Here is an 18,126-nt window from a genome sequence, read left to right as displayed (position 1 = left end):
GCCGGCACCCTCTCTGCCGGCGTGCCCGCCGCGAGCGCCGCCGGACACCACGACGACCGGGCCGGGCTTCGGCGCAACGCCGCCGCGCTCACCGCGCTCGGCGCGACGGGCGTCCAGGCCCGCTTGAGCGGCCCTGACGGCCGGAACCAGATCGCCACCAGCGGCGTCGCCGACCTGACGACCCGGCGGCAGGTCTCTCCGGACGGCTACTTCCGGATCGCCAGCGTCACCAAGACGTTCGTGGCCACCGTGATCCTGCAACTGGTCGGCGACGGGGAACTCTCCCTGGACGACACGGTCGAGCGATGGCTTCCCGGCGTGGTGTCCGGGAACGGCAACGATGGCCGCGCGATCACTGTCCGCCAACTGCTCCAGCACACCAGCGGCATCCACGACGACTACCCGGACTACACCTCGGCGGAGGACTTCTACCAGCACCGATACGACACCTACACGGCCGAGCAGACCGTCGCGCGGGCGATGCGCCACCGTCCGGACTTCCGGCCCGGCAAGGACTGGAGCTACTCCAACACCGGCTACGCCCTGCTCGGCATGGTCATCCAGCGGGTCACCGGGCACCCCTGGCATGAGCAGGTACGTGATCGGATCGCCCGGCCGCTCGGCCTCGAGCACACCTTCTGGCCGGGTACTTCGCCCACGCTGCCCCAGCCGCACGCCAAGACCTACCAGAGGTTCCAGCGCGGCGAACCACTCGTGGACGTCACCGAGCAGGCCGGCCTGGTCAACAACGGAGAGGCCGGACTCGTCTCCACCACCGCCGATCTCAACCGGTTCTTCCGCGCCCTGCTCGGTGGCCGACTCCTGCCCTCGACGCAGCTGGCGCAGATGAAGCACACCATTCCCGTCGGCAAGGAGTTCGAACCGCTCATGCCGGGCGCCCGGGACGGGCTGGGGCTCTTCTCCCGCCCGCTGTCGTGCGGCGGCACGTACTGGGGTCATGAGGGCGGTGATTCTGGCTGGATCAGCGCCGCCGGTGTCACCGCCGACGGCCGGCGCAGCGTCACGCTCTCGATGTCGGGTGTGCAGGCCGAATCGGCGGACCACGTCCTGCGCGTGACACAGGCCGAGAGCAAGCTGGTCGACGACGCGCTGTGCGCGACCCCGAACGCCGGCCACACGCGACGTTGAGATGGTCGGAGTCCGGAGTTGATGCGTGTCGCTCACAGCTCGACCATCACGGGACGGTCTTGAGTGCCGGTCGCCGCCACTTCAGCACTGCTCGGACTGTCCCAGCGGACCGATACGCTCTCCGCCGCCGCGGATATGGAACAAGGAGCGGGATATGGGCGCCAAGACTGGGCTACTGGTATACGCCGACAGGGATATCAAGGAGGCCCTTCGTGCGGCATCCGTAGCGGATCCGGAGCAGACCGCGGTCCTGATCGAGGACCTCTATCCCGGTTGGGCGGTCCGAGAGGCCGAACCGTCATCTCTTGGCGACGGTTGTTACCCGCGCTACGGGACGACCTACGCCGCGAGGCTTCCGGGAGTCGACATCATCTGCGACCAGCGGGTGATGTCCGACCGCCCTTCGCAGCTCGCGCCCCATCTGGTCGAGGCGAGCATAGGGCGCAGGCTGGTCCTGCACGCGATGCACAGCGTCGTCGACTGGCTGGCCTTCGCCGTGTGGGAGGACGGACATCTGATCCGTTCACTCAGCCTGTCCCCCGACAGCGGGGTCATGGAGAACATCGGCGAGCCGCTTCCCTTCGAAGCGGCCTACTGGGCCGGGGAACATCCGGTCCCGCACGATCCTGACTGGTCGGACGAGCCGTACCCGCTGCCGTTCCACCCCCTGGACCTCGGCGAAGATGCGCTGCGCGCGCTGTTGGGCTTCATCCTGGAGGGCATGCCCGAGCCGGACGACGCCGACCCGAACGATGTCGGACTCCTCGGATTCCGGCTCACCGATCCATCCGACCCGGACGAGGTGTCCGAGCGCGATGCCACCATCAACGAAGCCGTCCGGACCATGGGGCCGCCACGACTTTTCACGTTCGCCCCTGACGGCTCACCGACCGAGATCGACAGCCTCTGAGCAGCGCTGCTGTCCTGTGCCAGGGATCTGAATCCCGACTTCTTCGTAGCTGTGGTCGGTGTGCCGGAAGACCAGCGACCGTCCGTCCCGAGCGATGTAGCACAGCACTTTGTCTTTGATGGTCTTGTCTGTCATCGTTTCCCCTCCCTTCGAGAGTTGAGCCTTGCCGCGGGGAGGGCGAGGGCGTCGGGATAGATGGCTGCGTGCGTGTGGGCGCCTCACATTAGAGGCCGAAGTGCGGAAGGCATAGTTCGAGGCCGCCGATCTGAACGGAAACGGTTCGGTGTTGCTGCCAGCGGTCGCGGTCGAGTTTGAATCGCTGCTCGTAGCCGAGGGTGTCGCGCACTCGAGTGCGGACCATCCCGTTGGGTTGGTATCCGAGCTTTCTGGAGACTGTGTTGGAGGCGGTGTTGTCGCTTAACGCCGCGGTGACCGCGGATTCGGCGCCGAGCCCGGAGAAGGCCAGTTCTAGTGCGGCGGCCCGCATCTCGGTGCCGATGCCCTGGCTCTGGTAGCGCTGCCCCAGCCAAGAGCCGGTGCCAACTTCACGCAGGATCATGAAGTCTCTAGCGATGATGCCTTGCACTCCGACGATGTGGTCGTCGAGGAAGACCCCGAGTTGCAGGTTCCAGTCCTGGGGAGTCCAGTTGGCCATCTGCCTCCAGTGGAACTGCATGAGGCCCCGGGCTCGCTCGGCGGGCGGTTGGTCTGTCCACGGGACGGCGAACGGCATCTGGTCCGGGTCGTGGACGCCCTCGGTGGACAGTTGGGCGAGCGCGTCAAGTTCTTCGATCGTGGGGAGTCGTAACTCCAGCCGTGGCGTGCGCACCCGTAGTTGGAACAACGGCCAGTGGGTCACGGTCATCTTGTTCCTTGTTCGGCGGCCTGGACACCCAGCTCTTTGGCGACATGCTCTGGGTCGCCTTTGTCGGCGCCATTGCGGAAGGCCTCAACCGTGAGCTCCGACGGGTCGCGGATGCCGAGTGCCTGTAGCGCCTTTATCGCCTGTTCGGCCAGCGGGCCGGTGTCCGCCCAGATCACGGGTTCACCGAGTGTCCAGTCAGCGAAGTCCGGTGCGTGGCCTTTAGGCCTCCAGCCGATCTCGTACATCTGTCGTGCCCGGTCGGTCATGGCCTTTCCCGGCTCCGGGAGATCGGCTGGGTCGAGTTCCGGGTCGATGGCGCTGGTGACCACACACCCGCGGAAATCAGTCATGAACTGCACTCCCGAATCCGCTGCGGTCAGGATCACGGCGGCATCGGTCGGGAGGGTCAGTAGTACCCAGTCAAGCCGTCGTCGAAGGTCCTCCCAGTCGGTACATTGTTCGGCAGCCCCAAACGTCGTGGGGCGCGCATCACGGCTCCTTAGCATGTGCGGCACGTCGAGTGGGCCGCTCTCGCCCCATGACCAGCACCGCAGTCGCTCTGCCGGCACATTCAGCACCTCGCGGAGCGCGCTGAGGACGGCCTCGCCGCAACTGGTGAGGAATGCCTCGTCTTCGTACCATTTCCACTCCAAGGACCATGTAGGGGAAATCGGGGAAGTTCCGGTGACTGTCAGGCTCCAGCCCAATGAACCGAGCCGCTCCTGCTGGACGTCTGAAAGTTCGCGCGCTTCAAATATTTCTGCCACGACATAATCATCCATGAACCTGCTCAAGATGATATATGTCCGGGTTGTTGGGTCGCCCAGTCTGATCCGATCACCGTCTGAATTCGTGTCGTCCAGAAAATGGACCAGCCATGAAGCCGACCCGGCCGGTGCGAAAGAGTACGGCTGGGCGAGAACATCCCAAATAGCATCCGGGGTATCGCCGATTTCATTCACGTGGTGCTCCAACCCGACCTTGCGTTCAAGGCCAGTTCGCGCCGCAGCTCCGGCGCGTTCTCGTGTTCTCTTCATTGGTCCACTCCATCGCCATGCATCCAATCGGAACCTACGGGCGCGCGGGAGGGCTGTGCGGCAGATCGGTGGACAGGGCTGGACGGGCGTGGGCCTTGTTCGTCAGGAACAGCTTCGCTGCCGAACCCGGGCGGTGCGCTCAGGTCGTTGGCCGAGTGCGCACAGGTCAGGACTCTCGGATGTGTTGCGCGATGAGGGCCGCGTGTGAAAGCGGCGTCGAAAGGTCCGCCACATCGCCGTTGATCGTGTAGTCGAGCAGTACAACGGTTCGGTGCTCGCTGAGTTCGCGAAGCTCGGCGACGAGTTCGGGGGCTCGGTGATCGGACATCCAGCGATAGGTCGGGAGATAGACCAGGCGCCTGGCCTGCTCGTAGCCGAGCAGACGGCCGCCAAGCCGGTGGCCGAGCGGCGGACCGAGTCGTCGGACCGTTCGCTTGAGCCCCTTCATCGTCGTGACGTCCAGCTTGGTGAAGTCCTCCTGCTCGTCGGCGAACACCTTCAACGCCTGCCAGACGCCTTCGACGGACTGTGAGGTTCGATCCGGATGGCCGGGCACCGGGATGCCGCCGTGTGGGTAGAACGGGCTGAGCCGGACCCAGGGCTCTGCTCCCCGCGAAGTCACATCGAGGATCAGCGCATCAGGGAAGTCCCGGCCGAGGGTGGTGCGGCGACGGCTCGCGACGTGTAGAGGCATGGGGAGAATCTGTCACGTGGGTCTGACAGTTCAGCTCGAAGTGAGAATTACGTCGCCTGAGCGGCGCCGTCCGTCGCCTGTGTGCTCGCCACCAACCCGACCGACATGCCCTCATGACCGCCGACAGCACACCGGCCAGCCCCCTCGCCCACATCCAACTCGCCGGGCCCGTCCGCCTGCGACGGCGCCCGGCATAGCGGCCAAGCTGCCGCGCGGTTGCTGGGTCAAGCCCCGCGACCGCTCCGGCGCAGGCTTCGAACGGCCGAGATGACTCCGAGAACAGTCATGACGAGCGCAGTTGAGACGGCGGCGTACCACCCTGATGACGGGCTGAACTCCGACCGTGCAATATCCAAGACCAGGTCACCGGTCGCCGTAAGCTTCTCGTTCGCGCTCTGCAAGGTAAACCAGAAGAAGACCAGTACGCCGCTTACAGCGAGGCCGCCGGCACCTGCCAGCACCGCGGCCCGCTGGTCTACGAACAGCGCCAGCACTGCCGCAAGGATGCCGACTGCGGCACACCCGATGACGAGTACCGAAGTCGTGGTCGGATCGGCCTGCCCGAACTCGGAAGCCTGCTTGTACGGGGCCATGGACATCCCGAGCACCTCATGGGTCCAGACACCCCATGTGGTGACCAGCGAGGTCACGACCAAAGCGCCTCCCGCCAGGACGGTGCCGACGTTGAGCATCAGATCAACCGGTCGGTGTATCGCCTTGGGAGCCATCTGCCACCCCAACCATTAGGAACATGAATCAGCGTCGTCCCATCGCTGCTGAGCCTGAAGTTCTGTTGTCGTGGTGGGTCCATGGGTGATGAGTGTCGCATTGCGAACGGTCCGGGCGGTCAAGGGCGGCAGTGGCACCTCACAACCTGGAGTCGCTGCGCGGGACGGTGTCGTGCGGTTGGAGGCTCTGGGGGCGCGGGGCGCTCATGCTCGTCTGGCTGTCACATTCTGCCGGGCTGCTCCGTCAGTGAGGGGTAGCAGCCAACACGGCAAGGAGATCACCATGGACATCCGTCTCGACTACTTCGGCAACTCCGCCACGGCCAAGTACATGAAGTACCTCCAATCGGCGGGCAAGGTCCTGTTGGACTCGACGCTGCCGATCGCGACGCAGCACCTGGTGGAGATCCGCGCCAGCCAGATCAACGGCTGCGGCTTCTGCCTCGACATGCACACCAAGGAGGCCGCGCACGCTGGGGAGACCTCGCTGCGCCTCAACCTGGTGGCGGCCTGGCGTGAGGCCACGGTCTTCACCGAGGCCGAGCGGGCCGCCCTGGAACTGACCGAGCAGGGCACCCGCCTCGCCGACGCCGCCGGCGGTGTCACCGACGAGGCCTGGGCCGATGCCGCCAAGCACCACGACGAGGACCAGCTCGCCGCCCTGGTGTCCCTTATCGCCCTCATCAACACCTGGAACCGGCTGAACGTCATCACCCGGCAGCCCGCCGGCGGATACGAGCCCGGTCAGTGGGCGTGACCGGCTGCCCCAACCGTCGCTGAACTCGACCTTCCACCTGGTCGGTCCAGCGGCCCGTCCTCCTTGGGCTCAAGGAGGACGGGCCGCCGGAACGTCGGCGCTGGATGTGATCATCTGGGGATGAACCTGATCGATCATCTTGAGGACCGCCTCGGACGCATCATGCACGGATGGAGCCGCCACCCGAACGGCCGTCCCATGCCGTTCAAGGTGGCCGAGTGCGGCGGGGGCAGGCTCCCCGGCATCAACACCTACGTCACGGTCGGGCTGAGCGAGACGCACCTCCCGTCCCGCGTCTCGGACAAGGGCGTCCACCAGGAACTGATGATCGCCGTGCCGGCCGAGTTGGCGGACGGGCCGTATCCGGTGATCCTTCAAGAGATCGGGCTGGATCTGATCCGGGAGGAGACGGCCCTCCTGCGCGGCGATGTGGTCGGGCCTTTCGGCCCGATGGCGGAGGGCAGCGGGCTGGAGTCGTTCTACGCCTCGATTCCCGTTCACCACGATGACCGCTTCGCCGAGGTGGAGCCGGGTGCGGACGGGCGGGAGTTTCCGATCGTCCTCACCTGGCTGATCCCGATCAGCCGATCGGAATCCGATTTCGTGTCCCGGCATGGATGGGACGATTTCGAATCCGAGATGGAGAAGCAGGATCCCGACCTCTTCGACCTCCACCGCGCAGATCTGGTGCTGAAGCCCTGAAGGGGTGCGGTCTGCGGGCTTCCATCGGCTCCCGGGGGGCACCGGTAGCGTGCGTCCATGGATGTGACGATCACCCCTGAACCCCTCCTCGGCGCCGATGCCAGAGCCTTGATCGCCCAGCTCGACGCCGAGCTGGCCGACCGCTACCACGACCCGGAGGACATCCACATCGAGCTGGCGGACGAGGAGGTCGCGGGCGGGGGCGGCACCTTCCTGGTCGCCCGGCTGGACGGGGAGCCGGTCGGCTGCGCGGCCCTCCGAACGCTCGATCCGTCCACGGGTGAGATCAAGCGCGTGTACGTCGCGCCGTCCGCCCGCGGTGCCCGCGTCGGTTCCCGGCTCCTGGCCGAACTGGAAGGACGCGCCGTCCGGCTTGGCCTGGAGCGTCTCGTCCTGGAGACCGGACCGCGCCAGCCGGAGGCGCTGCGTCTCTACGAGCGCGCCGGATTCGTCCGCATCCCGTGCTTCGGCGAGTACGCGGGTGCCAGCGTCTGCATGGGCGAGGAGCTCGGGGGCTCACGGCGCGCATGAAGCGCAGGTTCTCGCGACGCCGCAGGTCAACGGGGGTAGGAGCCTGCGTATGCGCGGGGAGGGGCATCGAGGAGGCTGGTCTTCCAGGCGGTCCGGCCCGCGTCCAGGCGGGTGGACTCCTTGATGGCCAGGACGTCGACCTCAAGGCCGTCCAGCTCGTCCCATTGGTCGAGGCGGAGGCAGAGGTAGCTGAGACTTTCCAGGTCGGCGATGGCCCGGATGTTCTCCACGGGGGCGCTGGAGATGTCGAGGGCCCAGAGCCCGGGGAACTCCCGCAGGGGCGCGAGGTCGACGGCCGTCTGGGAGAAGAGGGTCAGGGAGCGGAGGCTTCGCCGGCCGGTCAGCGGGCGCAGGTCGATCGACGGCGCTTCGAGGGTGAGGATCTCCAACGGGACGCCGAGCAGCGGCGCCAGGTCGACCTCGGCCGGGGCCGACAGCTCCACCGCGCGGAGGGCGGGCATCTCGCGGACGAAGCCCAGGTCGTCCAGCCCGGTCGCGCTGATCTTCTGGACCAGCGGGCGTGGTCCGGGGGAGGGGGCCTCGCTCAGGTTCAGGATGGCGTCGTCCTCAGCCTCCAGGTGGCTTGGCAGCTCGTCCTCGTACCTCAGGTCGCCGCGCTCGTAGGTGTGGTCGCCGCGTTCGAGCGCCTCCACCAGCCGGCGCACCAGGGTGGTGACGGAGTCGGCGATGTACACCGGACCATGCGCGTGGTGGGTGCCGATGGAGATGACCTGCCCCGGGCGCCCGGCCGGCCCGGGGTCCATGTCGACGGCGTAGAAGTCGCCGCCGGTGCTGTGCGCGAACGGGATCCAGCCCGGACGCATGATCGACCGGCGTACGGCCCCGGCGGGAACGGGGTCGAGCAGGATCCTGCGGTGCTGGTCGTACTCCCACTCGCGCGAGATCATGGCCCACTCGTCGTCGTGGTCGGCGAGCTCGCCGGCGGTCAGCCAGCCGTACCGGAAGAGCAGCCCGAGGTCGTCGTCGCCGTCGCAGACGCGGTACAGGGCGCGCAGGTCGGCGGGGAGTGGGAACCCGAGCTCCTCCTCCGCCGCGTCGAGGTCCTCCTCATCGGCGGGAGGGGGAAGTTCCTCCTCGGTCCCGATGATCTCCGCGCGCTTCCGCAGGTACTCGCGGAACAGCCGCACGGCCTCCTCCGGATCGCCCGCGGGGGCCGGGGCGGCGGGGCCGTCCTGCTCGTCGCCCGGCTCGGCCGGAACCGCGTCGGGATCGAGGAGGTACAAGGTGGGGCCGTGCTCGTCCCCGCCGACGGTGGCCGTGAACCGGCCCTCGGGCGCGACCTCGAGTGTGATCCTCAGCTTCCCGCCGGAGGCCCCGGCCAGCCGGCGCACCTTGCCGGGGACGTCGGTGAGGTCCAGCTTGCGGCCCTTGCGGGTCGCGCCCTCGGGCATGGCGTACGACAAGGTCATGGGCCCCTGGCCGTCGTCGCCGACGTCGTGCCGCAGCCGCGCCCCCACCCACCCTTCGGGCGCCGCTCCGGCCACGGCCGCGGCCATCTCGCTCAGCAGGGCGGAGGTCTCGGACCCGGATCTGTCAGCCATGCCGGGCAACCTAGTCCCCCCCACCGACATTCGGAGCGGAGATGCCGGGGGAAAGATGCGGGACGGAGCCTCCGGCGGCGGGCTTGAGGTGCTCGCTCAGGCGGCGGGGGTCCTGGCGGTGTAGACGGTGTTGGCCGCCGAGATCGCGTGGAGCGGATTGGGGACGTCCACGGTGTGGGTCCGGACATCGCTGAAGACACCGGACAGGACCTTGGTGAACTCCGCGTCCGGCGGGTCGTTCGACCAAAGGGCGAAGGTGCCGCCGGGGTGCAGATGTTCGGCCAGGGCCGTGAGGCCGTTCGCTTCGTAGAGGGACGCGTGGCTCGGGTGCAGGACGTGGCGCGGTGAATGGTCGATGTCGAGCAGGATGGCGTGGAAGCGGCCGGTGAATTCGGGGGCGGGGGTGGCCAGCGAGAAGAAGTCGGCCTTGACGAGCCGGCATTTCGGGTCCGCGGACAGGCGTTCCCCGAGCGGGACGAGCTTCCGCTCATGCCACTCGATCACTTCGGCGAGCGTGTCGAGCACGACCAGGGAGCGCACCCGGGGATCGTCCAGCGCCGTGTGGGCGGTGTAACCGAGTCCGAGGCCGCCGACCAGGACGTCCAGGCCGGTTCCGGGGGTGGCCGCCAGGCCGATGCGGGCGAGTTCGACCTCACCGGCCGTGAACAGGCTCGACATGAGGAAGTCGTCGTCGAGCTTGACCTCGTACACGTCGACGTCCAGGGCGGGATCGCGCCGCCGGCGCAGGCTGATCGCCCCCATCGGGGTCTGCCGCCAGTCGAGTTCCTCGAACCGTGCGCTCATCGTCTCTTTCCCTCGCGTCGTGCTCCCAGAGACACCGGCTGCGTCACCCGTCCGGGCAGGGTATCTCCCGATGAGGGGCGGCAGGCCGGTGAGTTCGCGGAGTGCCGCCGGTCTCTATCGGTACGACCGGATCAGAGGAGCGCATCATGGGCAGGATCGTGTCGAACTTCTTCATCTCGCTCGACGGTGTCGTCGAGTCCCCGGACAAGTGGCACTTCCCCTACTTCAACGACGAGATGGGGTCGGCGGTGGGCCGGGGGATGGTGTCGGCCGAGGCCTTCTTGATGGGACGGGTGCTGTACGACGAGTGGTCGGCGTACTGGCCGGGACGCGGCGAGGGGGTGCCCGGCGAGCCGCAGGAGACGGCCGACGCGTTCGCCTCGTTCATCAACAACGTGCCCAAATACGTGGTGTCGAGCACGCTCGAGGAGGCGACGTGGAGCAACACGACGCTCGTCTCGGGCGACGTCGCCGGGCGGCTGCGCGAGGTCAGGGACCGGACGGAGGGCGACATCGCCATGTCCGGGAGCGCCACGCTCGTCCGGTGGCTGCTGGCCAACGGCCTCCTCGACGAGCTCGCCCTGATGATCCATCCGATCGCCGTCGGTCATGGCCAGAGGCTGTTCGAGGACGTCCCGACGCAGCCGCTGAGGCTCGTCCGCGAGGAGAGGTTCGAGACCGGCGTGCTCAACGTGGCCTACGCCCCCGTGGCGGGCTGAGGTTCGCGGTCACAGTCCGAACTGCGGCAGGCACGGTTCGAGGCCGTCGATCTCGACGGGCACGGTGCGGTGCGCCTCCCAGGCGTCCCGGTCGAGGGCGAAGTGCTGCTTGTACCGGAGGGTGCCGCCGACGACCGTCCGGACGAGCCCGTTCCGCCGATAGCCGATCTTGTTCGACACGGTGATCGACGCCGGGTTGTCGGTCATCGCCGCGGTGACCGCGGACTCGGCGTTCAGGCCGGCGAACGCCAGGTGCACGGCGGCGGCGCGCATCTCGGTGCCGATCCCCTGCCCCTGGTGGCGCAGGCCCAGCCAGGAGCCGGTCTCGACCTCGCGCATGATCGGGAAGGCGCGGCCGGTCAGGCTCTGCGATCCGACGACCGTTCCGTCGAGGAGGATGACGAGCGGGAGGGTCCAGTCCTGCGGGGTCCATTCGCCGAGCGTCCGCCAGTGGAACTGCATGACGGAGCGGGCCCGGCCGGCGGGCGGCTGGTCGGTCCACGGCACGGCGAACGGCATCGTGCCGGGTTGGTGGATCCCCTGGGCCGACAGCTCGGCGAGCTCGTCGAGTTCGTCGGGGGTGGGGAGCCGCAGTTCCAGCCGCGGCGTCCTGACGCGTAGGCCGTGCAACGGCCAATGGGTGACCTTCATCTCACGATTGTCGGGAGGGGAGCGCGACGTGTCATCCGCTTTTCGGCGGCTAGAGTGCGCGGGTGGCCGAGATCCGATATGTGCGGGGCGACGCGACGAGTCCGCAGGCCAAGGGCGTCAAGATCATCGCGCATGTGTGCAACGACCTCGGCGGCTGGGGCAAGGGATTCGTGCTCGCCGTGTCGCGGCGCTGGCCCGAGCCCGAGGCCGATTACCGGGCCTGGCACCGTGCCCGGGCGCGCAACGACTTCGGTCTCGGCGCGGCCCGGTTCGTCCAGGTGGAGCCGTACGTGTGGGTGGCCAACATGATCGGCCAGCACGGGATGAAGGCCGGCAGCAAGGGGCCGCCGATCCGGTACGAGGCGCTCGACCGGTGCCTGGAGGTGCTCGGGCGGAAGGCCGCCGAGCTGGAGGCCACCGTCCACATGCCGCGGATCGGGTGCGGGCTCGCGGGCGGCAGGTGGGCGCGGGTGGAGCCGCTCATCGAACGGCGGCTCGTCGAGCCGGGCATCGCGGTCACCGTCTACACCGTCGATTGACCCGGGCGGCACGGCCGGGAGCCCGGTGGGCGGCCGGGGGTTCAGCGTCATGGATGCAGGGTGTAGCCCACGCCGCGGCGCGTGTGGATCAGCGGTTCGCCGAGCGGGTCGAGCTTGCGCCGCAGATAGCTGATGTAGGTCTCGACGACCTGCGGGTTGCCCTCGCCGTTGCCCCAGACGCTCTCCAGGATCTGCGGGCGGCTCAGCACCCGGCCCGAGTTGCGCATCAGGCAGGCCAGGAGCCGGAACTCGGTCGGCGACAGGTCGAGGTCGGCGCCCGCGCGCCGGACGGTCCGGCGGGTCGCGTCGAGCTCGAGGTCGGAGACGCGCAGGACGCCGTCGTCCGCGGGCGGCGCCGCGCGGGGCAGCACCGCGCGCACCCGGGCCAGCAGCGCCTCGGTCGAGACCGGTTTGGTGACGTGGCCGTCGCCCCCGAGGGTGAGGCCGGTGACGGTGTTGGACGGGATGTCCCGCGCGGTCAGGAAGATCACGGGGACCCGGTCGCCGTCCGCCCAGAGCCGGCGGCACACCTCGAAGCCGTCCATGCCGGGCAGCAGCACGTCGAGCAGCACCAGGTCGGGCGGCCTCAGCCGGGCCTCGTGCAGGGCCTCCTCACCGGTGCCGACGGCCACCGCGTCGAAGCCGTGGGAGCGCAGCGCGACGGCGATCAGATCACGGATGTCGGCCTCGTCGTCCACGACGAGGACCCGCAGACTCTCGCTCATGGGCTCCCGCAGTTCGGTCCGGTCCCCGACGGTATCTGCCCGGACACCTGCCGCCCCACCCCCGCCACGGCGGGGACGACGGACCCGTGGTCACTTCTTGGGCATCCGGATGATCTTGACGGTGCGGGTGTCCCCGGAGCGGTCTCCGACGACGACGACCTGAGCGCCGTTCACCAGGTCCGACAGGGCCGACCTCCTCCCCTGCGCGCGGATCTTGGAGCCCGCGTCGGTGGTCCACCGCCAGGACGTCCCGTCGGCACTGCGGACGGTGACGGCCGCGCCGGAGCGTCCGGTGATCTGGCCGCGCTGCCACGTCATCACGTGGAAGCCGTCCTTGCGCCGCACGGTCGTCTCACCGTGGACGCCGCGGAGTCCGGCGGCGCCCGGGTGCCCGCGGTGCCGCCGGCCGTTCTTGCCCTGGTGCTCGTGCCCGCCCTTGCCCTGGTGCTTCCTCGCGGAGGTGGAGGGGGAGGCGGACGGGGACGGGTCCGCGGCGGCCGGGACGGCGATGTACAGGGCGACCCCGAGGACACCGGCCGCTCCGACGCCCGCCGCGACGGTCTTTCGAGTGAGCTTCATCGGGCCAGCAAACCAGTCGCCGCCGGAAGGAATCCACCCCAGGGCCAGAGAACGCCTCGATTCACTCGGAGGCGGCGAGAACCTCCAGGACGCCGTCGCCGTACTTGGCCAGCTTGTTCTCGCCGACGCCGCTGATCTTGCCCAGGCCGGCCAGCGAGGACGGCAGGGCGGTGGCGATCTCGCGCAGCGTCGCGTCGTGGAAGATCACGTACGCGGGGACGCCCTGCTCCTTGGCGGTGGCGGCGCGCCAGCCGCGCAGCCGCTCGAAGATCGGCATCGCCTCGGCGGGCAGGTCGACGGGCGCCTTGCGGTCCTTGGCGGTCTTGGCCGCCTTCGTCGCGGCCCGCTCGGGCTCGCGCCGCATCATGACCCGGCGGTCGCCGCGCAGCACCTCGGCGCTCGCGTCGGTCAGCACCAGCGCGCCGTAGTTGCTCTCGACGGCCATCAGGCCCTGGGCCAGGAGCTGCCGGACGACGCCGCGCCATTCGACGTCGCGCAGGTCGGTGCCGATGCCGAAGACGGTCAGCGCGTCATGGTCGAACTGGATGACCTTGGCGTTCTTCTTGCCGAGCAGGATGTCGACGATGTGCCCGGCGCCGAACTTCTGGCGCCGTTCGCGGTCGAGCCGGAAGACGGTGGACAGCACCTTCTGCGCGGGGACCGTGCCGTCCCACGTCTCGGGCGGCGCGATGCAGGTGTCGCAGTTGCCGCACGGGTCGCCGGACTGGCCGAAGTAGTTGAGGAGCTGGACGCGGCGGCACTCGACCGTCTCGCAGAGCGCCAGCATCGAGTCGAGGTGCAGGCTCTGCCGGCGGCGGTGCGCGGCGTCGCCCTCGCCGCCCTCGATCATCTTGCGCAGGTTGACGACGTCCTGGAGCCCGTAGGCGAGCCAGGCGGTGGACGGCTGGCCGTCGCGTCCGGCGCGTCCGGTCTCCTGGTAGTAGCCCTCGACCGACTTGGGCAGGTCGAGGTGCGCGACGAACCGGACGTCGGGCTTGTCGATGCCCATCCCGAACGCGATCGTCGCGACCACCACCAGGCCGTCCTCGCGCAGGAACCGGGCCTGGTTGGCCGCGCGGACCCGCGCGTCGAGACCCGCGTGGTAGGGGACGGCCTCGATGCCGTTCTCGGTGAGGAACGCGGCGTTCTTCTCGACCGAGTTGCGCGACAGGCAGTAGACGATGCCCGCGTCGCCGGCGTGCTCGGTGCGCAGGAGCTGGAGGAGCTGCCGCTTGGCGTCGCTCTTGGGCTCGATGCGGTACTGGATGTTGGGCCGGTCGAAGCTCGCCACGAAGTGGCGCGCGTCCTCCAGGTTGAGCCGGGACGCGATCTCCTCGCGGGTGGCCTGGGTGGCGGTCGCGGTCAGCGCGATCCGGGGGACGTCGGGCCAGCGCTCGTGCAGCCCCGACAGCATCAGGTAGTCGGGCCGGAAGTCGTGCCCCCACTGCGACACGCAGTGCGCCTCGTCGATCGCGAACAGCGCGATCGTGCCGCGGTCGAGCAGCTCCAGCGTCGCCGGGACGCGCAGCCGCTCGGGCGCCAGGTAGAGCAGGTCGAGCTCGCCGGAGGCGAACTCGGCCTCGACGAGCCGGCGCTCGTCGTAGTCCTGGGTGGAGTTGAGGAACCCGGCCCGGACGCCGAGGGCGCGCAGCGCGTCGACCTGGTCCTGCATCAGCGCGATGAGCGGCGAGATGACGACGCCGACGCCCTTCCGCACGAGTGCGGGGATCTGGTAGCACAGCGACTTGCCGCCACCGGTCGGCATCAGGACCAGCGCGTCCCGGCCGGAGACCACCTGCTCGATGATCTCGGCCTGGCCGTCCCGGAACGCGTCGTAGCCGAACACGCGCCGCAGCGTCTCCAGCGCCTCGCTCGGCTCGGCGCCGATTTCAGGGGAAGCCATCGCTCCATCCTATGAGCGCCCGTGCCCTCGGACGTTCCAAAGCGACCACTCCACCCCAAGGGCCCCATGAACCCGGACCGGGACGTCTCCCGGATCACCAGGCCCCGGATCACCAGGCCCCAGGCCCCGGGGCCCGGGGCCTGGGGGTCGGGGGTCGGGAAGGGCGTGTCCGGCGTCGGGAGGGGTCAGGCGAACTGCCCGCTGATCGTTTCGAGGGTGATGGCGTCGAGGCCCTCGGCCACCAGGGCGGCGAGCGCGAGCGCGTCCGGCGCGGGCGGGTAGCGGGGGTGCGGCACCGCGATGACCCGCATCCCGGCGGCGTGGGCGGAGCGGAGCCCGTTGCTGGAGTCCTCGATCGCGACGCAGTCGGTGGCGGGGACGCCGAGCCGGCCGGCCACCGCGAGGTAGCCGTCGGGGGCGGGCTTGCCCCGGTCGACCTCCTCAGTCGACACGGTGGCGTGGAACAGCGAGTCCAGCCCGATCCGGCCGAGCACCAGGTCGATCAGGGCGCGGGGGGACGAGCTGGACAGGCCGAGCGGCGCGGCCTCGGCCAGCCGCCGCACGGCCTGCGCGGCGCCGGGCATCAGCGGGACGCCGAGCGCGTACCGCTGGGTCATCCGGTCGACCACGCCGTAGGCGACCTCGTCGGTGGTGAGGCCGCCGATGAGGTCGGTGGCGAGGTACTCCGCCCATTCCAGGGTGCTCATCCCCATCATCCGCTCCTGGGTGTCACGCCGCCACTGCCCGCCGTGGTCGGCGACGTAGGCGCGGCGCACCTCCTCCCACACCGGCTCGGAGTCGATCAGGACCCCGTCGAGGTCGAACACGATGGCCTGCGTGGACATGGCGGCTCCCGGGGCTGGTCGTTCGGACGTCGGGAACGATCACTACCCAGCGCGCCCGATCCGGAACCCCCTGTACAGGATGGATGAACGCCCACTGACCTGCATATATACGACGAAAGGGGCAATTTGCGCCGGAGGTCTGGCATGGTGGTGCTGCTCCGCCCCCGCCTCCGGAAGTCACTGGAGAGGAGATCCGCCCATGATGTTCCTTGGATTGATCCTGATCGCGGCGGCCGTCGTGCTCGGTGCCGGTGTCGCCCTCGACAGCACGGGCCCCGCGAAGCTGGTCGCCTTCGGCGAGACCGTGCCCGGGGTGACCGCCCAATGGCAGGTGTTCTTCGCCGGCGCCGCGGTGGCCGTGGTCTTCGTCGTCGGCATGATGATGGTGTTCGCCGGCCTGGGCCGCCTGCTGCGGTCCCGCCGCGACCTGCGCTACCTCCGCGAGGAGCACGAGGAGTCGCTCACCACGCTGGAGATGGAGAAGCGCCGGCTCCAGCGCGAGCTGGCCCGCGTCCGCCGCGACGGCGGCCCCGCCGCTCAGAACTCGGCTTCGGCCCCCACCCCCGCTCCCGCCCCCGTCCCGGGCCCGGCCGCCGCACGGGCGCCGCAGGCCCAGGCCACCCGTCCGGCACCGCCGGAGCCCGCGCGTTCCGGGCCGCGCTCCCAGGTCTCCGCCGCCTCTTCGTTCTTCGACCGGACCGACTGAACCCCCGCCCGTACGATGAGGGCGCGGAGGTCACATGAGAGTGCTCGTCATCGGGGCCGGTGTCGGTGGCCTCGCCACGGCTCAGGGACTGCTCGACCACGGGCACGAGGTTCGCGTCTTCGAGAAGGCCCCGGCGCTCAGGACCACCGGCGCCGCGTTCACCCTGTGGAGCAACGGGACGGGCATCCTCGGCGAGCTCGGCGTGTCCCTCGACCGGCTCGGCGGGCCCGTCGACGTGCTGGAACAGCGCTCGTCCGACGGCCGCAGGCTGCTGACGATCGAGGTCGCGCGGGCCGCCCGGCACTTTGGCCACCCGCACGTGTCGCTGCCCCGGCGGCGGCTGCTCGAACGCCTCGCGGGCGGCCTCCCGGGCGGTACGGTCGCGTTCGGCCGCGACTGCACGGCCATCGGCCAGGAGGACGGGCACGCGTGGGCCGGGTTCGGCGGGACGACCGTCACCGGCGACGTCCTGGTCGGCGCCGACGGGCACCACTCGATCGTCCGCGAGACGCTCTGGGGCGCGGGCCTCGCCCGTCCCAGCGGATGGGCCACCTGGCAGGGACTCGGCGAGGTGCCCGTCGGGGTCGCCTCGTCCCGCACCGGCCTGATGATCGTGGGCCGGGAGGGGCTGTGCGGGCTGATGCCGGCGGGCGACGGCCTGCTCCAGTGGTGGTTCGACCTGCGCTGGATGCCCGGCGAACCGGTCCCCGCCTCCCCCATCGCCGACCTGCACCGCCGGTTCGGGCACTGGGCGTCGCCCGTGCCCGAGGTCCTCGCCGCGGTGGACGAAGCCGACGCCGCGTTCTTCCCGCACCACCGGCACCGGGTGCCGCGCACCTGGGGCGAGGGCCGGATCACGCTCGCCGGCGACGCCGCCCACACCATGCCGCCGACCGTCGCGCAGGGCGCCAACCAGGCCCTCGAAGACGCCTGGGCCCTGGTCGACGCGCTCAAGGACCTGGGCGTGCGGGACGTGCCGGGCGCGCTGCGCCGGTACGAGCGGACCCGCTCCCGCCGCGCCGCCCTGGTCTCACGGGTGGCGGGCACCGAGTACACCAACCGCTACCGGCCGAGGCTGAGCCGCCTCGCGCCCGACGCCCTGGTCTCCCGCGCCTACACGCGATGGCTCGGGCTGGTCAGCGGCTACCTCCCGGGGAGCGCGACGAGCCGCCCTGGTACCCGATGATGAGGCCGGGGCCGCGGAATATCGCCGTACGGGGGGATGAACCGGCACGGTCCCACCCAGCATGCTCGTGGTGTGCGGATTCTTCTCAAGGTGGGAATCACGGCGGTCGCCCTCTGGGTCGCCACCGTGCTGTTCTCCGACATCAAGATCGAGGGCGATGACAACGGCCGGCGGGCGCTGACCCTGATCGGCGTCGCGGTCATCTTCGGCCTCGTCAACGCCGTCATCAAGCCGATCGTCAAGACGCTGGGCTGCGCGTTCTACGTCGTCACCCTGGGCCTGATCGGCCTCGTGGTGAACGCCCTGCTGCTGTTGCTGACCAGCGAGATCGCGGGCCGCCTCGACCTGCCGTTCCACGTCGGCGGCTTCTGGGCCGCGTTCTGGGGCGCGATCGTCGTGGGCCTGGTGAGCTGGGTGCTTCACCTGGTCCTGGGCGGAAAGGACGACGACGACTGACCGGAAGGGTCAGCGCCGCGGTGTCCACCCCGCCGGCCGTCCGCCCCCCCGACCCCCGCCTGAGGCCGCGCCCCCTGA

22 protein-coding genes are annotated in these 18,126 nt (G+C 69.7%); 10 read left to right on the top strand and 12 right to left on the bottom strand.

The genetic code is table 11. The features are described 5' to 3' along the window. The first annotated feature begins 21 nt into the window (after positions 1-21). Entirely contained in the window at positions 22-1,149 is a 1,128-nt protein-coding gene (locus OHA34_RS22855) for a serine hydrolase domain-containing protein (protein WP_329518855.1), read from the top strand. 154 nt (positions 1,150-1,303) lie between these two features. Continuing rightward, positions 1,304-2,059, top strand: coding sequence for a DUF6928 family protein (locus OHA34_RS22850; protein ID WP_285939627.1), 756 nt, complete (start codon positions 1,304-1,306; stop codon positions 2,057-2,059). On the opposite strand, the gene OHA34_RS22845 is transcribed toward OHA34_RS22850, so the two are convergent. The 5 genes from OHA34_RS22845 to OHA34_RS22825 form a co-directional block, all read right to left on the bottom strand. Then, positions 2,033-2,194, bottom strand: a complete 162-nt coding sequence (locus tag OHA34_RS22845; protein ID WP_285939628.1) for a hypothetical protein — start codon at positions 2,192-2,194, stop codon at positions 2,033-2,035. The genes OHA34_RS22850 and OHA34_RS22845 overlap by 27 nt on opposite strands. 88 nt (positions 2,195-2,282) lie before the next feature. After that, positions 2,283-2,924: a GNAT family N-acetyltransferase gene (locus tag OHA34_RS22840; RefSeq protein ID WP_285939629.1), complete on the bottom strand. Its 642-nt coding sequence runs from the start codon at positions 2,922-2,924 to the stop codon at positions 2,283-2,285. Beyond that, on the bottom strand, positions 2,921-3,961 hold the full coding sequence (locus OHA34_RS22835; RefSeq protein ID WP_285939630.1) for a TY-Chap domain-containing protein: 1,041 nt from the start codon (positions 3,959-3,961) through the stop codon (positions 2,921-2,923). The genes OHA34_RS22840 and OHA34_RS22835 overlap by 4 nt, the downstream gene beginning before the upstream one ends. A gap of 166 nt (positions 3,962-4,127) precedes the next feature. Then, positions 4,128-4,655, bottom strand: coding sequence for a DUF6939 family protein (locus OHA34_RS22830; RefSeq protein WP_285939631.1), 528 nt, complete (start codon positions 4,653-4,655; stop codon positions 4,128-4,130). A gap of 224 nt (positions 4,656-4,879) precedes the next feature. Then, positions 4,880-5,383: a hypothetical protein gene (locus tag OHA34_RS22825; RefSeq protein ID WP_285939632.1), complete on the bottom strand. Its 504-nt coding sequence runs from the start codon at positions 5,381-5,383 to the stop codon at positions 4,880-4,882. 283 nt (positions 5,384-5,666) lie between these two features. Between OHA34_RS22825 and OHA34_RS22820 the strand changes: the two genes are divergently transcribed. The 3 genes from OHA34_RS22820 to OHA34_RS22810 all read left to right on the top strand — a co-directional run bounded on the left by OHA34_RS22820 (position 5,667) and on the right by OHA34_RS22810 (position 7,373). After that, positions 5,667-6,140: a carboxymuconolactone decarboxylase family protein gene (locus OHA34_RS22820; protein WP_285939633.1), complete on the top strand. Its 474-nt coding sequence runs from the start codon at positions 5,667-5,669 to the stop codon at positions 6,138-6,140. 120 nt (positions 6,141-6,260) lie between these two features. Beyond that, entirely contained in the window at positions 6,261-6,842 is a 582-nt protein-coding gene (locus OHA34_RS22815; protein WP_329518854.1) for a suppressor of fused domain protein, read from the top strand. A gap of 57 nt (positions 6,843-6,899) precedes the next feature. After that, positions 6,900-7,373: a GNAT family N-acetyltransferase gene (locus tag OHA34_RS22810; RefSeq protein ID WP_329518853.1), complete on the top strand. Its 474-nt coding sequence runs from the start codon at positions 6,900-6,902 to the stop codon at positions 7,371-7,373. A 26-nt stretch (positions 7,374-7,399) separates the two neighbouring features. On the opposite strand, the gene OHA34_RS22805 is transcribed toward OHA34_RS22810, so the two are convergent. Next, entirely contained in the window at positions 7,400-8,935 is a 1,536-nt protein-coding gene (locus OHA34_RS22805) for an SMI1/KNR4 family protein (protein ID WP_329518852.1), read from the bottom strand. 96 nt (positions 8,936-9,031) lie between these two features. Beyond that, positions 9,032-9,739 (bottom strand): spermidine synthase, encoded by a 708-nt coding sequence (locus OHA34_RS22800; RefSeq protein WP_285939637.1) that lies wholly within the window; start codon positions 9,737-9,739, stop codon positions 9,032-9,034. 146 nt (positions 9,740-9,885) lie between these two features. Here OHA34_RS22800 and OHA34_RS22795 point away from each other — a divergent pair, with 146 nt between their 5' ends. Then, the gene (locus OHA34_RS22795) at positions 9,886-10,458 is read left to right on the top strand and encodes a dihydrofolate reductase family protein (protein WP_285939638.1); all 573 of its coding nucleotides are present in this window, start codon (positions 9,886-9,888) and stop codon (positions 10,456-10,458) included. Positions 10,459-10,467: 9 nt separating this feature from the next. On the opposite strand, the gene OHA34_RS22790 is transcribed toward OHA34_RS22795, so the two are convergent. Then, a complete protein-coding gene (locus tag OHA34_RS22790) occupies positions 10,468-11,109 on the bottom strand; it encodes a GNAT family N-acetyltransferase (protein WP_285939639.1) in 642 nt (213 codons plus the stop codon). Positions 11,110-11,171: 62 nt separating this feature from the next. Here OHA34_RS22790 and OHA34_RS22785 point away from each other — a divergent pair, with 62 nt between their 5' ends. Beyond that, entirely contained in the window at positions 11,172-11,648 is a 477-nt protein-coding gene (locus OHA34_RS22785; RefSeq protein ID WP_285939640.1) for a macro domain-containing protein, read from the top strand. A gap of 47 nt (positions 11,649-11,695) precedes the next feature. On the opposite strand, the gene OHA34_RS22780 is transcribed toward OHA34_RS22785, so the two are convergent. The 4 genes from OHA34_RS22780 to OHA34_RS22765 all read right to left on the bottom strand — a co-directional run bounded on the left by OHA34_RS22780 (position 11,696) and on the right by OHA34_RS22765 (position 15,700). After that, a complete protein-coding gene (locus OHA34_RS22780) occupies positions 11,696-12,373 on the bottom strand; it encodes a response regulator transcription factor (protein WP_329518851.1) in 678 nt (225 codons plus the stop codon). A 90-nt stretch (positions 12,374-12,463) separates the two neighbouring features. After that, entirely contained in the window at positions 12,464-12,952 is a 489-nt protein-coding gene (locus OHA34_RS22775; RefSeq protein ID WP_329518850.1) for a hypothetical protein, read from the bottom strand. A gap of 61 nt (positions 12,953-13,013) precedes the next feature. Beyond that, complete coding sequence (gene recQ / locus OHA34_RS22770; protein ID WP_329518849.1) at positions 13,014-14,855, bottom strand: DNA helicase RecQ; 1,842 nt, start codon at positions 14,853-14,855, stop codon at positions 13,014-13,016. Between the two features lie 185 nt (positions 14,856-15,040). After that, positions 15,041-15,700: an HAD family hydrolase gene (locus OHA34_RS22765; protein WP_329518848.1), complete on the bottom strand. Its 660-nt coding sequence runs from the start codon at positions 15,698-15,700 to the stop codon at positions 15,041-15,043. Between the two features lie 199 nt (positions 15,701-15,899). Here OHA34_RS22765 and OHA34_RS22760 point away from each other — a divergent pair, with 199 nt between their 5' ends. The 3 genes from OHA34_RS22760 (at position 15,900) to OHA34_RS22750 (ending at position 18,048) form a co-directional block, all read left to right on the top strand. After that, the gene (locus OHA34_RS22760; protein ID WP_329518847.1) at positions 15,900-16,406 is read left to right on the top strand and encodes a hypothetical protein; all 507 of its coding nucleotides are present in this window, start codon (positions 15,900-15,902) and stop codon (positions 16,404-16,406) included. A gap of 34 nt (positions 16,407-16,440) precedes the next feature. Further along, a complete protein-coding gene (locus OHA34_RS22755) occupies positions 16,441-17,592 on the top strand; it encodes an FAD-dependent oxidoreductase (protein ID WP_329518846.1) in 1,152 nt (383 codons plus the stop codon). 72 nt (positions 17,593-17,664) lie between these two features. Further along, the gene (locus OHA34_RS22750) at positions 17,665-18,048 is read left to right on the top strand and encodes a phage holin family protein (RefSeq protein WP_285939647.1); all 384 of its coding nucleotides are present in this window, start codon (positions 17,665-17,667) and stop codon (positions 18,046-18,048) included. Positions 18,049-18,126 lie beyond the last annotated feature (78 nt).

Source organism: Spirillospora sp. NBC_01491 (genome assembly GCF_036227065.1).
GTDB lineage: Bacteria > Actinomycetota > Actinomycetes > Streptosporangiales > Streptosporangiaceae > Spirillospora > Spirillospora xylanilytica.
Note: the sequence above shows the minus strand (reverse complement) of the source record. Positions and strands in the feature narration are given on the sequence as shown.

Bases quoted from the DNA above. Each gene is read 5' to 3' on its own strand.
- OHA34_RS22850 (WP_285939627.1), top strand. From the start codon at position 1,304: ATGGGCGCCAAGACTGGGCTACTGGTATACGCCGACAGGGATATCAAG.
- OHA34_RS22845 (WP_285939628.1), bottom strand. From the start codon at position 2,194: ATGACAGACAAGACCATCAAAGACAAAGTGCTGTGCTACATCGCTCGG.
- OHA34_RS22840 (WP_285939629.1), bottom strand. From the start codon at position 2,924: ATGACCGTGACCCACTGGCCGTTGTTCCAACTACGGGTGCGCACGCCA.
- OHA34_RS22835 (WP_285939630.1), bottom strand. From the start codon at position 3,961: ATGAAGAGAACACGAGAACGCGCCGGAGCTGCGGCGCGAACTGGCCTT.
- OHA34_RS22830 (WP_285939631.1), bottom strand. From the start codon at position 4,655: ATGCCTCTACACGTCGCGAGCCGTCGCCGCACCACCCTCGGCCGGGAC.
- OHA34_RS22825 (WP_285939632.1), bottom strand. From the start codon at position 5,383: ATGGCTCCCAAGGCGATACACCGACCGGTTGATCTGATGCTCAACGTC.
- OHA34_RS22820 (WP_285939633.1), top strand. From the start codon at position 5,667: ATGGACATCCGTCTCGACTACTTCGGCAACTCCGCCACGGCCAAGTAC.
- OHA34_RS22815 (WP_329518854.1), top strand. From the start codon at position 6,261: ATGAACCTGATCGATCATCTTGAGGACCGCCTCGGACGCATCATGCAC.
- OHA34_RS22810 (WP_329518853.1), top strand. From the start codon at position 6,900: ATGGATGTGACGATCACCCCTGAACCCCTCCTCGGCGCCGATGCCAGA.
- OHA34_RS22805 (WP_329518852.1), bottom strand. From the start codon at position 8,935: ATGGCTGACAGATCCGGGTCCGAGACCTCCGCCCTGCTGAGCGAGATG.
- OHA34_RS22800 (WP_285939637.1), bottom strand. From the start codon at position 9,739: ATGAGCGCACGGTTCGAGGAACTCGACTGGCGGCAGACCCCGATGGGG.
- OHA34_RS22795 (WP_285939638.1), top strand. From the start codon at position 9,886: ATGGGCAGGATCGTGTCGAACTTCTTCATCTCGCTCGACGGTGTCGTC.
- OHA34_RS22790 (WP_285939639.1), bottom strand. From the start codon at position 11,109: ATGAAGGTCACCCATTGGCCGTTGCACGGCCTACGCGTCAGGACGCCG.
- OHA34_RS22780 (WP_329518851.1), bottom strand. From the start codon at position 12,373: ATGAGCGAGAGTCTGCGGGTCCTCGTCGTGGACGACGAGGCCGACATC.
- OHA34_RS22775 (WP_329518850.1), bottom strand. From the start codon at position 12,952: ATGAAGCTCACTCGAAAGACCGTCGCGGCGGGCGTCGGAGCGGCCGGT.
- recQ (WP_329518849.1), bottom strand. From the start codon at position 14,855: ATGGCTTCCCCTGAAATCGGCGCCGAGCCGAGCGAGGCGCTGGAGACG.
- OHA34_RS22765 (WP_329518848.1), bottom strand. From the start codon at position 15,700: ATGTCCACGCAGGCCATCGTGTTCGACCTCGACGGGGTCCTGATCGAC.
- OHA34_RS22760 (WP_329518847.1), top strand. From the start codon at position 15,900: ATGATGTTCCTTGGATTGATCCTGATCGCGGCGGCCGTCGTGCTCGGT.
- OHA34_RS22755 (WP_329518846.1), top strand. From the start codon at position 16,441: ATGAGAGTGCTCGTCATCGGGGCCGGTGTCGGTGGCCTCGCCACGGCT.